This is a genomic window from Candidatus Zixiibacteriota bacterium, from assembly GCA_034439475.1.
GTDB lineage: Bacteria > Zixibacteria > MSB-5A5 > GN15 > FEB-12 > JAWXAN01.
The window spans coordinates 1-14,875 of the sequence record JAWXAN010000030.1; the positions used below are offsets into that span (position 1 = coordinate 1).

Genomic DNA, 14,875 nt, shown 5'->3' on the forward strand with positions numbered 1-14,875 from the left:
GGACGAAGATGGATTCTCCGCCGTGGCGGACTGGAATGACAAAATAGAAGGCTGACTGCACTTCTTAATTCTTCGTGCGGGACGTCTCTGTCGCGCACCGATGATTAAGACGTCAGTCCGCCGAGGCGGACTGACCTACAAGATGAAGACGAATATGAGATTACCATCCGCCACGGCGGACCCCAGAGGCACTCCTCGCAACGACAGTGCTGGAAGTTTAGCTTCGTTTTTTTCGATCACACCGCTAACAATGTGATCTTGACAGAGACGACCCACTCAGTGTGCGGGGCAGCCGTCGGAGAGGGCAATTCTTATCGCCCGTGTCGCAATAGCCGACCCCATCGAAAAGCCGACAAGATTATCAAATGGAAAATGGATTCCGCCATAGAGCCGGGAATTCATCGCCTCGATACCCATTGTCGATAAAGACACTGCGTCGTCAGGAAAGAGAAAACCCAAAAGCGTTGAGGCCGCGCCCGAAGTTGTCGAGTGCCCCGATGGATATGCTGGGAAAGGCGGAGTAGTTATTGGAGAAAGCCAGGCAGCGTTATACACCGCCCGCACTTCGGTAATCGGGCGAACGCACCAGAAAAGATATTTTGAATCCCAACACGAAATAAAGGCATCGGCCTGGGCTGTTCCCAAAAGGGCAAGCATTCGCGCGGTCCGCGGCTCATTGAGGCTGTCATTTTCAGCCAGAGTAAGGGCTATCTCGTTCCAGTGTCCGGGAGGTGTTTGCGTGCCTGCGCCGTCCGCCCAAAACTGCGCAATAGCCAGACGGCCTGCGGTCAGATTTTGATTTGTCTCCCAGACTTCGCGGAGTTGTTCATCAAACTCAGGCGTCCCGTACGATGGCGGCGCTACCGGACGAATTGCGGCTCCATTTGGCAAAATCCAGGTTTTCCATTGCCCACAGCCCTTTTCCAGCGGGTTCGGATTATTGGCAGGCGGGGTCGGTACCCAATAACCAGCGCCATTGAGCTGAGTGCCACTATAGATAGCATTTGAATTGTCGGTTGCCGCATAATTGAGAACCTCAGCCGCGACAGCCAAACCGATTGCTTCGCCGGCCGCAATGTCACTCGGGAAATGGTTGCCCGAATAGGTGTCGGCATCTTTGGCGCGTTGATACCGTGCATCAATAGAATCGGCTGCTGCCGGATAGAGATATTTTAATACTTCCGAAACAGCCGCCGAGATTGCTGTCCGCTCGGCAACAAACGACGGGCTTACTGGCGAAGTCCCGTAGACCGTACCCGGATTGCTGAATGCCGACGGCCGCAGTCGGAGATAAGAATATTTGGCATCCCATGACGCCACAAGAGCGTCGTAGCCGGCAACAGATACAAGAGCCAGGGCGCGTGAAGCGCGTGGAGGATTGGTTGAGTACTGGATGATAAGCGAGCGAAGATATTCATTCCACCGGCGCGATGTCCCCATATCCCAATAATCGATATTCGTCATCATAGCTGCCGTTCGGGTGACGGCATTATCGCGGACGCTTTGCAATTCAGCTTCAGGAACTTCTCCCGGGTCGGCGGGGCGATAGGCTGAACCGCTTTCAATCACCCATGTCCCCCAACTCCCCGCTGTCGGCTCGATTGCAAGTGGATCAGAAAAGTCAGTCTCGGCCGGAATAGTTGGAGAACGATCTTTATCGCAATTCAATGCAAAAAAAGAGACAAGCATAATCGATACAATCTTTGACAAGAATGACTTGGCGGAAAGCATACGACCTATCCTTTAGGATGAATATTACAGAATCGCCATAAAAACGCTCTAAAACCTAATTATTTCAGGCGAATAATAACATATTTGCGGCAATGAATCAATAGAGAATTCAAGCGATTGCGGATGCAACAATGACCTTGAAGTGTTAGGCAGAGGCAGCAACCGATGGCTTGGAAGTTTGTTGGGTGCGCTTTCGTAAAGAGAAGTAGCCCAGAATAATTCCAATGAAGACCAGAGTAACACCGAAGCTGAGGATACCATAGGCTGACCATCCGGCGTATGGGCGGAGAGTCGTCCGGTTGGGATTGGCTGGATCATAATACACGGTAATTTCCCGTCCTGCGGGATAGCTTTTGACGATAACTTCAGCGGTGTTGCGTTTTGCGTTCCGACCGCCAAAACTTGCCGGGTCGAAATTTGTGCTGTCAATATGTCTTACTCCCTCGACATAATATTCAAAGACGACATTTGGATGAAAGGCGCGAACACCCAAGACATTTGATCTGAGTACTGTCCCGCTTACATTGGGCCAATGACGGATCTCAGCGGCTTTCTCTATTTTGTCAACGCCACGATAAATCAGATAGGCCCCAAGAAAGAGGGAGACAAACGCGAAGATAAGTCTAAACGACCTGCGCAAAAAAAAGGGTTCAGCGTTCTTTGGATTGTTGCCACTCATCATATTATTTCTCGCATAAAAGCTCTATGATGTATATCACTTTTACCTCCCGTCCGAAAGTATTTTTTTTGATTGTCTTTCTTCTGGGAGTATGGCAACTTACCTATCAGCAGAACGTATTGTCAGGTGAAAGGATGCGACAAAAGTTGCGCACGATGATGAAGCTCCGAAAATATAAGCGACGGCTCCTGCCCTCTCTATTGCTTTTACTTTTCCCATTTTCCTCCACTCAGACGTTGTCTGCTTCGACATTTGAAAAACAAGATGAAATTCAGATAACCAATCTTCAAAATATAGACGACGACTACTATGCCTACGGTCGCAATCTCCAGCTCGATGGCGTAATAAACGGCGATTTTTCCATATTGATGTCTAATTCGGCAACCCTGTCGGGAAGAGTTGTCCGTTCCGCCAATATCATCTCAGAAGAATGCACTCATGCCGGTGTTGTATCGGGTTCGCTGCGTGTTATCGTCTCCCAACAGTTAAACGTGACCGGAACAATAGAAGGCTCAGCCTTAGCTATGGGGAAGGATTTGACTTTCAAAACCGGTTCAGTCGTCCAGAGGGATGTGACTCTCTTCGGCACAGAGGTGGTTCTTGCCGGGACAATTAAGGGTGGCGTATTGATTCGCGCGAGTAGAGTTGATATACGTGGATTTGTTGGTGGGGATGTAAAAATCCATGCAAACAAAATTCGCATCTCCCCCCCCGCTGTCATCCTCGGGAGTTTCCGCTATACAAGCGAGAAAAAAGAGAATCTGGTCATTGATTCAGGAGTCACAGTTGCCGGTGTTGTTGAGTGGCAGCCTTCGGAATCGGATAAGGTCGACGGCGAGCTAAAATCATCGCTCTCTACCTTTATATTCAGAATCTCGGCCCTGCTCGCGGCATTCTTGTTCGGGCTTATTGCTGTATATCTTTTCCGTCCGTACGCAGTGGAATCATATAATCAGCTTCGGAACCGCACAGTGGTCTCTCTTGCCGCAGGCTTTGTCGGACTGATTGCCCTGATGCTGATTTTTGTCGTCCTCGTCGTCTCAATTGTTTTGCTTATTACCGGCTTCGTTGTGCTTGAGAAATCATCAGTCATCGGCTCGCTTGTGCTAATCGTTGGCATACTCATGCTTCCGATCAGCGGCTTTGCGGGAGTGTCGGGCGCTATTATTTTTTATTCGGGAGAAATAATCGCAGCGTATGTCCTTGGAACTTTGCTTTTGAGGAAAACGAAAAACCCACAGACCAGACTCAACAATTCCTCGCTCCTTATCGGCTTGATCGTCCTGACCGCGCTCTTCTCAGTGCCTTATATCGGCGAATTATTGTTTCTTATGGTTTCAATTGCCGGCGCGGGCGCAATTATTTTGGGGATTAAGCACGGCCGGCCAAAAGTTGCTGGCGGTGAGTCGTCGGTTTGATGGGTCTGGCTCAGGTCATCCCTGACGCGCGGTAAAAATTTTGTACCACTCTGCTTGTTGTGTGATCTTGGAAGTCCCTGAATGAAGACTCGCGGGGCATAAGAATGACCCGCGCTACAGGACTCGATAATGTCATTCCCGCGGAAGCAGGAAACCAGTATTGATTTTCGTGCAGGCCAGAGTCGGCCTGCACGAAGATCTAAAGTGAAATCGCGGTGTAAATGTCTTCGTGCGGGACGTCCCGGTCGCGCACCCCCGCCCAACACAAAAAAGACAGCGATATAGGTAGGGCGGGGAAGCTTGTCCGCCGTGGTGGATCCGCGAACCCGCCAGTTAAGCGCAACAGAATAGGAAGACGTCAGTTCGCAAAGGCGGACATACCTGTCAAGAAAAGAGAATTTGAGATTGCCACGTTTCACTTAAGAAGTCCGCCGCTGCGGATCGCAATGACGGACTTACTAGTAATGTGGTGCAGGCCAAAAATGGCCTGCACATCTATTAACCCTGGATTCCGGCCTGCGCCGGAATGACATTGAAGTGGATTTGCCCTCAAAGCGGGACACCTCGCTTCGACTCACTTGTTAATGTCGTACCGGCGAAGGCCGGTAGCCAGTATTGTCTCAATCAGTTGACTTAAAGACGTCGAGACCTGGGAAGGTATCGACCTACCAATATCGAAAATATTCGTGCGGACCCGCCGTAGAGGGTCAAGCCTAAGAAGGCGCTCCCCGCAATGACGAATTGTCATCTTCTCTCGGCAACCCCGTTGCCTAAAATCCATCCGGCTGTCCGCCATTGCGCGGATCCGAAGCCGCAGTCATCATCCCGTTTTCTTCTATGTGAATTATCTGTAGATCGCTATATCGAGTGCGTTCTTCTATATTATGACCATACCGAATCAAGGTCTGTTTTGTATCCATATCAAAAGTCTTCTCTTCCAAGTAGATTTTATCCGGCACCCACTGATGGTGGAAACGTCCAAGTTTTGCGACATCCGAGATTTCCATACTGAAACGAGTGATGGCAATAATTGCCTGTGCGACAGTCGTGATAATTTTCGAACCGCCCGATGAACCAAGAATCAAAAACGGCTTGCCATGTTTTAGGACAAGCGTCGGTGACATCGACGATAGCATTCGTTTCCCCGGCTCGACTTTGTTCCCTTCTCCTCCAACCAGCCCATAGATATTCGGATGGCCAGGCTTGATCGAAAAATCATCCATCTCGTTATTGAGAAGAAATCCAGCGCCGTCCACAACCAGACGCGAACCGAAACTTCCATTTATTGTGGTCGTCAGCGCGACCATGTTCCCCGCGCTGTCACATACAGAAATGTGAGTTGTTTGTTCTGATTCCGTAACTTCTTGCCTACCGGCGGAAATCTCCCCCGAGTTGCCAGCGCGCTCGGGTATGATTAGTTTTCTTCGCGAGTTCAAATATGTGGAGTCAAGAAGTCCATTTGGAACGCGGTAAAACTCCGGGTCGCCCAAATGCTCCGCACGGTCGGCAAATGCGAGCCGACAGGCTTCGCTGAAGAGATGAATATATTCCGATGAATGCGGACGGTAGCCGGAAAGTTCGAACGGTTCAATTAGTTTCAGAATTTGCCCGATAATAATGCCGCCCGAACTCGGCGGAGCCATAGTATAGATATCGAGCGAATCAAACTTGATATGAGTCGGCTCTCTCCAAACCGGGGCGTACCTCGCAAGGTCTTCCTCACTGATTACGCCGCCATGGCGGCGCATAGAGGAATCAATGAGCGCTGCCACACGTCCGCGGTAAAAACCATCGGGACCTTCCGCGGCTATCGCTGATAATGTTGCCGACAAATCTTTTTGAACAAACCGCTCGCCGGTCTTGAGGGCTTTGTCTGTCGGAAAAAATATCTCTTTGCTCTCAGGAAAAAATGACAACGAATCTTTTTGTTCGATCAGTTCATGGACTAAAAATGAATCGACCAGAAAACCTGTATCGGCAAGTTTGATTGCCGGGGCTAAGAGTTCACTCCACGAAAGCCTTCCATGTTTTTTCCATAGCCCATGCAGTCCCGCGACGCTCCCGGGCACACCGGCCGATTTTGCGCCTGAAGTGGAAAGACCTTCGATGACATCGCCGGCTGAGTCGAGGAACATTGTTTCGAATGCCGTTAATGGGGCAGTCTCGCGAAAATCCAGCGTCGAGATATTTCCTGATTTCCCATCGCGAATAACAGCAAAGCCTCCGCCGCCGATATTGCCGGCCTGGGGATAGACGACAGCCAGCGCAAAGGAGACGGCAATCGCGGCATCAAATGCATTGCCGCCGCTTTCCATTATCTCTCGCCCAACAGAGGAGGCTATTGGAGACGTCGATGCCACCGCTCCATGCGAGTAATGGTTGCGGACGGAAACGCCTTGACAGGCAAAAAGAAACGCCGCAACTAACAGTGTCGCTGCCGATGGCAGAGAAAAAATTGAACTGCGGCGAAGCATTATTAATAAAACTCCGAGTGGATAGTTATCGTTTTTCGACCAGGTATATCGCTCCATCAGGATAGTTTATCATAAATGACAACCCGGTCTTGAGGTCTTTGGCGGTCGTCTTGATCGGCGTGGTCGTTTCGCCTTCGAGAATGTTGGTCAGTTTGACATTTGGCGTATTCATTCCGACCGCTTTCAGATCGACGCGGATAATAATCTCCTTTTGATTCCCTTCGAAACCATCAGAGAGTTCTCCCGGCGGCGGCACAGCGATAGTAAGCAGTCCTTGGCCCTCTTTTTTCAGAAATGAAACATCTACCGATGGGTCACTGCAGGAAAAGGGCGAGACAATCCCTTCCCCGGCAAGGACGGACTCGATAAACGAAAGCTTTTGATGGTTACCGCCCGAAGCCAGATCGAATGTAAAAAGATACATACATCCCTTAAAGCGGGATGAGCAGATAGCGACAATTTTTGAATCCACTGTCGCGATTTTCTTGACTTTACCTTCATCGGTCGAGCGAATCGAAGAATAGACATAGGCCGGGAATGAGCCGTTTTTATGAGTGACCGTGCCGATATGGTAGTCCAGTACGGTCTTGATTCGAAAATGATTCGAAAGGACCGCGCAGGGCTTTAGCTCTTCATCGAAGCGCGGCATCAATCCGCAGAGCATAAGAATCACACCCGATTTGGACAGTTCCACCAGCCCTTCCTGGTCGCGCTCGGACATGACATCGGTGGTCGGGACAAAGATCATTTTGTATTTCTTCATCGACTCGTAGTCGCGATTTTCGCGGACGCCATAAGTGAGCTTGAGTCGCATCAGATCGCGGCAGAATCCGACTGTGGAATCATCCAGGAGCTTCTGAATGTAGGGAAATTCTTTTGGCGACGGGGCTTCACGGAGCCAATAGTATAAGCGGTTCCCGAGTACGGCAATCTCGGGATCGGCAGCCATCTCATCGAAATCGACGGTTGAAAGTGTCGTGTTGAAATTCTTGGCGGTCTCAAAGCCATCGGTGACCGTTCCGTCGTTGTTAAGAGGCGCGCCATGCCAGTGATCGCGATTGACAAACATATAGTGGTTGAGTCCCTTGAACCCGGCCGCAATTCCGCTCGCATAATAAAATCTTCGCGTATTATTCGAAATTGGAGCGATACTTTCTTCCCGCTCGGGGTCTTCGGCAGCCTGACCAGAGGCGAATGAAGCGGCAAAGGCAAAGCCGTACTCGGCCTTGAGAAAGCGGGCCTTGTTGACCAGATCAAAATAACTCCCTTCGGGGAAGACATTGCTTCCGAGGAACGGCGCGCGGTCTACGGGAACAAGATTAAATGCGGGAATCAAATCGCCCGGACGAAAATAAAGTGACCTGAACATCAGCGGCTCAACGGTGTAGGTTTTGAAGATGTCCTCAAGCGATTCCAGGTAAGTGTTGAGTATATATTCACGGAACCTAAACCAATCGAGGACTTTAGGATAATTTTTGGATTCCAAATCGGTGAACTTACGAGGCGGGTCAACATGCTCGAAATCAGCATTCTTTTCTTTATAGAGGTTATTCAGAACCTTAACATCCTGATATTTCTTCTCCAAAAAGGAGGGATAGTGCGCGGCGAGAACATCGGGATTGTAATCGGCTGAGGCCGGATCAAGATTCCGCCCGAAAGAGGTTTCATAATCAAGTTCTACCATGAAAACAGGACCGCGGGGATGGACATAATTTTTGGTCGTCTCTATAAATGCCTTAAAGTAATTGCGGAGAAAGAACTGGAAATTAGGATGAAGGTAACTTGGCAAAGAGCCCCCCTCTACCCCAAAATCATCGCGAAGTTTTACTTCGGCGCCAGCGGCGTCTCTCGCTAAAACTTTACTGTCGTTGAAGATAAATTTGGGAAGTCCCCCAAATTTGACCTGTCCTGCCACCCATGGGCCGGGACGCAAAATGACTTTGAAACCAAATTCTCGGGCTAACTCAAGGAAAACCACGAGGTCTTTCTTTGGGTCATCAAAGCCGTTAAAATCGACTCCGCGGCTGTCGCTTTGATGGATATTCCATGGCACAGCTGTCGAGATTATACGGAATCCGGCCTTCTTTATTCGCTCAAAGCAGATAGACCAGTATCGCTTATCAATACGAAAATAGTGTAATTCAGCTGAGAATGGTTCGTATGTTTCTTTTCCGATGGAGAACTTATTTCCGATAACCCCGAGCATATAAAGCCTTGTCTTTCAATATGTTACGAATTTTTTTATGACCAAATCAAGCACTCATAATAGCACAACCATTTGCTCATGTCAATATAAATCGTGTAAATCAAATATACATAATAACTTACAACGTCAAATCAGGTTCAATTAAATCTTTATTGGCGTCGAAAAAAGGTAAATAAAAAAAACCCCGCTGGAGAGCGGGGCTTGTAAAAAAAATCTTGAGGACACAATCTTACTTAAGAAGCATCATCTTCTTAGTCGCAGTATGTTCTCCCGAGACAACTTTGTAGAAATATACTCCAGATGCATATCGTGTGGCGTTCCATTCATACACAACTTTACCAGGAAGAGAAGAGTTGTTAATTTCTTCAACAGCCTGTCCTGCGACATTATAGATGGTCAAAGTATAATCGCCACCCTTGGGTAGGTCGAAGGAAATTATGGTCTTTGGATTAAATGGATTAGGATAATTCTGATTAAGGGCAAACTTTCCAGGCAGATTGATTCCGTCTCCGGTCTGTATTATCCCGAGCGGGTTTCCTACTGGTGTCGGATCGTTAAACTGAGGAACGATGGTGACGCCTGGATTCCCTACTAACTTAAATATCGTGCCTGAAGAGAAGGTCGACGTGTCAAAATCAATTATTGGAAGTAGGCCAGGGCCGGGAGAGAGCGTAAAGTAATACGTCGCAATTAATTTCCGAGCGTTACTTGCAAGCAATCCGTTTCCAGAAATTCTAGCGCCTCCAAAAACAAAACGATTCTGTGAGTTCGCAGAATCGATATTATTGTTGGGATACAGAAATCGGCTCAGATTAAATGCGTTTACCGCAAGAGGTGAAGCTACGGCCGAATCTAAGGTTAGATTGGGCTCGAACCACTTAAAGCCCATCGAGGCGCTAACAACATCCTGTGGGGTCGTAAAAAAGTATAATTCACCCGTCAGCTTGAAATTCAGTCCTGATGCAACAGGCGGTGTAATCACAAGGATGACCGTGTCGGGGGGTGCTGTGTCCTGGGCGAATGACGAACCAGCGAACAGGAAAAGCCCCAAGCATAATAACAATATCAATTTGCACTTCATCTTTCTTCGTGCCTCCATTCCAATGTCAAAAAAATAATTATATTTCAGCTTCGAAATCAAAAAAAATTAACTAAACAAGATAGACAACACCTCCATTTATTTCTCAGCAACTTATGCCTTCTGATTCTTCTACACTCTTCTATTGAAATAATACCATAGGCATTGAGACTAGTCAATAAAAAAACAGTTACAAAAATGTTCATGCAGTTTCTCCTCTGGACATTTTACTCTCCTCCCTTCTGGATAAGATTTTTTGATTCTTAAAACCTTGCAAGTGACTGAAGGGTAAAACTATAGCGGTCTTGTTTGGTCGCATTGAGACCGAGGTTCTATCTCAACGCATTGATTCCAAAAGATATTCCAGCGCCCACCGCATCCATTCACTGCGGAGGACACTGGCTGATTGAACGGTAATAGCGCGGCTCGCGAGAGTATTATGTCCGAACTTGACCCTTTTACTTGTATGGTGTTCCTTCCGCTAAAACAACAATCATGGCTCAAATATCATACAAAAGAACATTTTCCGATTTTCTTTTTCAGCGTCTGTCCGATAGTAGCTAAGACTATTACTTCGAAAGGGCATCGATGTCATCAAACTCGTCAGTTCAAATCGTCGTCGTCGATGATGAGAAATACATCTGCGATGTTATGCTTGAGTCGCTCTCCGGTGAGGGATATGGGGTTACGGCTTTCAACGACCCGTTGATCGCGCTTGATTTTATTGCTGACAATCAAATTGATCTTGTCCTGACCGATCTCATGATGGGCGAGCACACCGGCCTGCAGATTCTTGAGACGACAATGGCCCACCATTCTGATGCTGTGACAATCCTCATGACCGCCCATCCCACAGTACAAACCGCCATCGCAGTGCTCACACAGGGAGCATATGATTTTCTTGTGAAGCCCTTCAAACTCGAAGTTCTCAAAGCCACCATCGCTCGAGGCTTGGCTCATCAAAAGATTTTGCGTGACAAGTTACATCTCGAGGCTCAAGTCGATTTTCTCCGGGCAGCAAACTCCTACGCAGTGACAGAGAATGTTGATGACTACCTCAGACTTATCCTCAGGTCATGCAAGGTTGAATTAGGGGCTACAGCGGCGGCGTTTATAAGGGTAAATCCAAAAACGCATGAGGTCGCAGGCACTTTGTGCGATGCGGACTCGAAAACTGCCGAAGCCGCAGTGCTGGACTTGACATCGGTTCGCCAAATCCTTGCAGACCAGAGCTTTGAGACACAGGTTCAAACCACACGAATCACTGTAGCGGCTCAGGAGAAGTCGATTCAGCTAATCAGTAAACCAATTGTTATCGATACTGCCATCTGTGGTATTATCAACCTCCAAACAATCTCATGGTTTGGCCGGATAACACCGGGACAATTCGACATCCTCACCATTCTCACAAACTCCGCCGCTTCGGCTATCACTGCCAGCAATCTCTATTATGATCTTCGCACATCATATCTGCAAGCTATCCATGCCCTTGCCAACGCCATTGAGGCCCGCGACCCCTACACCGCAGGTCACACCGATCGCGTATTGAAACTGGCCGAACTCATCGCTCGCAAGATGAACTGGAGCGAAAAACAAATCGATCATCTCACCGTCGGCTGTACCCTGCACGATATCGGCAAAATCGGCGTGCCCGATGCCGTCCTCAACAAAGTCGGCAAGCTCACCGATGAAGAGTGGAAACAGATGATGAAACATCCCACCGTCGGCCTCAAAATCGTCAGACATATCGACCTCTTTGCCCCGGCGGTGCCATATATTATTTCCCACCATGAGCGTTACGACGGCAATGGCTATCCCGATGGCCTAAAAGGAGAAGAGATACCATTCGAGGGTCGTCTGCTGGCGGTAGCCGATACCTTTGATGCCATCGTCTCGGACAGGCCCTACCGCAAAGGGGCATCGTTTGAGACCGCCGTCCTTGAACTAATCGCCCATTCAGGCACCCAATTCGACGCAAGCGTCGTGGTCGTTTTCCTCGAAGTCATCCTCGAAAACGGAAAGAGCCTCCAGCAATGGTATAACAGACCAATCGATATAGATTTACTGCAAAAAATTATTCTCACCGAAACGGCACAGGCGTAAACGACACAATCAAAATCACCAGCGAGACAATTCCCATTATAACCGATGTCCGGCTTAGTTTTCGGTTATCGTCCAGCGTTGGTGGGTGAGCGACGCCAAAAAACAACCCAAAGGCCGCAAACAGCCACCACATCTGAGATTCAAACCCCATCACTATCAATCCCGCCATCGCCATCCAGCCAAAGGCATACTGTCTATTGCGCAATAATCCATACGCAATATGCCCGCCATCGAATTGGCCAATCGGAAGCATATTCATCGCCGTCACCAGCAATCCGACCCAACCAGCGAATGCCGCCTCGGTGAATAGATAAAAATATCCACTCGGAGCATCCCCAACAAGAAGCGGCGCGAGTGTCTGCATGAGCAATGATTCTCCCTCAAGTGAAAATGCCATTTCACTGGTCGAAAATGCCTCAGCCGGGAGCACCTGACTGTTCGCCAAACCATACACCAGCCAGCCCATAGCGACAACCCAACCGGCAATCGGGCCCGCCGCGCCGACCTCAATCAGGTCCCTTCTGTTCCAAAACGGAGACTTCGATTTTATGACCGCCCCAAATGTCCCAATAATATTTGGCGCCGGAATAAAATACGGCCACGAAGTGACAATCCCCCGTCTCCGACCGGCCAGAAAATGCCCCATCTCATGGATCAACAGTATCGAAATAATAGCCACAGTAAACTCAAACCCTCTCCCCTCAGCTATCTGCCCGATAGTCGTCTGCGATGCTTCCGAGATTGCCTTTGCAACAAGACCGGCTTCTTCTGTAAATGACAGCGAGCCATCCCCCGCTGTCGGTTGGACTAAGGCCAGCGCCGATGGCAGGTTCCGCAAAAATATAGGGACAAAATAAACCGAGAAGAGCGTGATGATAAAAAGTATGATATTCAACCGGGGGATATGCCAGCCTCTGGTCTTGCTCACCGTCACAATAAACAGAGGCTCGGTCTGCTTGACCGTAAAGTCGTACCCCGAATGTTTCAGCCGGTCAACAAGCATCGCTTCTGTCCGAATTCGGTCATACCTCGGCGTGAGCGAGAGCGTGGTCTGCTCACCGTCCTGATACGAGCTTTCAACAATAAATAAATCGCTCACCATCTGCTCGATGAGCGCGGTCTCTTGCTGTTTTATAATATCACTCATGCCTTCAATTATACCATCCGGAACGATTTTGCTACACAATAAAAAGAGGCGGGGAATTGCTTCCCCGCCTCTCGATATATGACGTAAACGTCAACTATCTGATTAGAATACGAAGGCTCCAGACGGACAAGGTCCGTAACCGAAGTAGTAATCAATCAAATAGGCCACGTCAGCCACATTTGCAGCGCCGCCACTGGCATTCACATCACCAAGGTGTGCGAACGGAATCGGTCCGGGTTGACCCGGGAAACCGTTAGCAGATTCGGCAAGATAGATGACGTCGGCGAGGTTGATAGCATTGTCATTGTTGACATCGCCACGACCAAAACCAGCAAACTTGTTAAACAGGTTTGCGATTGCGCCATAGTTGGAAGCTAACCGTGCATCCACGAGTCCAGCAAGACGGAAGTTTACAATCGCGAGAGAAAGCGTGCCGTTACCAGCAAAGTCATTCTCTGCGAAAGTCCATTGACCTTCCTGATCTTGAGGAGCCGTTGAGACATTCTGACCATAGTTGCCAGGAGGCAACGAGGCATAGCCATAGGCAGAATCCCAATAGATAGCGTCTGTGAATTGCGCCTGGGTTGCATCCAGAGCATATGCGTTCTTCATCGGTGTGTATCCACAACCAAACGGAATCTTGACCATACCCCAACCTACTGGGCCAGCGGCATTCGCTTTGGCGGACCAGCCAGTTGAGATTTCAGGTCTGTAGATAGTTGTGTCTGTGCCGATGTCATAATCCATCATCGACCACATCTTCCACCCATTGATCGGAGTGGCGTTGCGGTTGGTGAAGTTCATGATTTCGATTGTGCCATTATTCAGAAGCGTACCGGTAGCTGTCGTCACATTGAGTGCGCCGATAGTACGGGTATTGGCTCCCAAGCCCATGGTAGAATCGTTATCAAACGGAGCGGATGCGGAATTGTTAGCAGTATATTCCCACTGCCAGTTAGCTCCGACAGTGAAATTCTGTACAGAATCAATGTAGGACTTGCAGATCATGTTACCAAGGATCGGCGTATAAGTAAATCCATCAGCAGTGATCGAACCGAGTGAGATGTTGGTGCTAAGCGCAGGCTTGCAATCTCCATCGCAATAGTTCGGATCCGGCTGCATGGAAATCCAGTCGGCTTCAGGGCCAGCGCCAGTCCAGTCTCCGCAACTCGTGGCAAGACGATGCTTGCTGACACCATAGACATACGCGCCTTGGTAGACAGAACCACCGTCACCGCCGATATTCCAGCCGTGACCGCTTTCAGCGACACGACCAGCGCCCCAAACGATTTGCGTATTGGCGCCGCCGACTCCAAAATTCAGGATGGTTGAGTCAAGGAGACATCCACCAACGAGAGTCAAGAAGACTTGCGGAACTTTCAACGTAGTGTTTAGGAAGTAGTCCGGATCATTGTGAAGGGTGAACTCCACAAAGAAGTTGTTCGGACCACGATTGACAAGCGGACCATTGGCATGCACGGAGATACCAGCGGTATCGCCAGGAGCCAACACAATGCCGCCACCGGCAGGAACAAATACGTCACCTGGGTAGGTTCCGTTTTCGTTCAAGAAAGCCGGGGTGGCAAGAGCGGCACGATTGCGATCTGAGCGCTCAACATTGTCGCGGGTCGCAAAAGTGTTGACGTTCTCGTCACCAGCAACCTCTTCAACACCCGGGAGGTATTTCCAGTTATTAGCAGTCAGACGATTCGCAAGAGATGCGGCATTTCCGGCAACTGAAGAACGGACGGAAGTAATGTTACCGCCATTACCTGGCGTAAGCGGAATCGTGCCGTTTGAGGCAATATTCGCTGTCAGGCTGACGATAAGAGGGGTACAACCGGTGTTGGTGTACATTCCTTCGAACGTGATCACCGTGTCGGCAGGCGAACCAAACGGAACAGCAATGACACCCGACGACAGGAGGATTTCCAGACGCGCACGGTCAGACTGTTTGGTCAGATTAGCAAGCGAACCAAAGTTAGCGCCCCAAACGAGGTGGACATCGCCCACGCCGTCGGTGCCTATGGCTCCGGAAC

Annotated in this window: 9 protein-coding genes; 2 read left to right on the forward strand and 7 right to left on the reverse strand. The window is 49.2% G+C overall.

Translation table 11 applies throughout. From position 1 onward, the window contains the following. Positions 1-276: 276 nt before the first annotated feature. Positions 277-1,731 carry a phosphatase PAP2 family protein gene (locus SGI97_03700; protein MDZ4722996.1) on the reverse strand — a complete coding sequence of 485 codons (1,455 nt, stop codon included), beginning with the start codon at positions 1,729-1,731 and terminating at the stop codon, positions 277-279. A gap of 145 nt (positions 1,732-1,876) precedes the next feature. Next, positions 1,877-2,413, reverse strand: coding sequence for a DUF3592 domain-containing protein (locus SGI97_03705; protein ID MDZ4722997.1), 537 nt, complete (start codon positions 2,411-2,413; stop codon positions 1,877-1,879). Between the two features lie 131 nt (positions 2,414-2,544). On the opposite strand from SGI97_03705, the gene SGI97_03710 reads away from it, so the two are divergent. Beyond that, a complete protein-coding gene (locus SGI97_03710; GenBank protein MDZ4722998.1) occupies positions 2,545-3,828 on the forward strand; it encodes a hypothetical protein in 1,284 nt (427 codons plus the stop codon). 770 nt (positions 3,829-4,598) lie between these two features. On the opposite strand, the gene ggt is transcribed toward SGI97_03710, so the two are convergent. The 3 genes from ggt to SGI97_03725 all read right to left on the reverse strand — a co-directional run bounded on the left by ggt (position 4,599) and on the right by SGI97_03725 (position 9,589). After that, a complete protein-coding gene (gene ggt, locus SGI97_03715; GenBank protein ID MDZ4722999.1) occupies positions 4,599-6,359 on the reverse strand; it encodes a gamma-glutamyltransferase in 1,761 nt (586 codons plus the stop codon). Further along, positions 6,328-8,508 carry a beta-galactosidase gene (locus SGI97_03720; GenBank protein MDZ4723000.1) on the reverse strand — a complete coding sequence of 727 codons (2,181 nt, stop codon included), beginning with the start codon at positions 8,506-8,508 and terminating at the stop codon, positions 6,328-6,330. The genes ggt and SGI97_03720 overlap by 32 nt, the downstream gene beginning before the upstream one ends. A gap of 229 nt (positions 8,509-8,737) precedes the next feature. After that, positions 8,738-9,589 (reverse strand): T9SS type A sorting domain-containing protein, encoded by an 852-nt coding sequence (locus SGI97_03725; protein MDZ4723001.1) that lies wholly within the window; start codon positions 9,587-9,589, stop codon positions 8,738-8,740. Positions 9,590-10,174: 585 nt separating this feature from the next. On the opposite strand from SGI97_03725, the gene SGI97_03730 reads away from it, so the two are divergent. After that, positions 10,175-11,689 (forward strand): response regulator, encoded by a 1,515-nt coding sequence (locus tag SGI97_03730; GenBank protein ID MDZ4723002.1) that lies wholly within the window; start codon positions 10,175-10,177, stop codon positions 11,687-11,689. On the opposite strand, the gene SGI97_03735 is transcribed toward SGI97_03730, so the two are convergent. Together SGI97_03735 and SGI97_03740 are read right to left on the reverse strand one after the other, a co-directional pair. Then, entirely contained in the window at positions 11,667-12,836 is a 1,170-nt protein-coding gene (locus SGI97_03735; GenBank protein MDZ4723003.1) for a site-2 protease family protein, read from the reverse strand. The two genes, SGI97_03730 and SGI97_03735, sit on opposite strands and share 23 nt — an antisense overlap. A 102-nt stretch (positions 12,837-12,938) precedes the next feature. Then, positions 12,939-14,875, reverse strand: a 1,937-nt coding sequence (locus tag SGI97_03740) for a hypothetical protein (GenBank protein MDZ4723004.1), incomplete at its 5' end; no start/stop codon positions are given.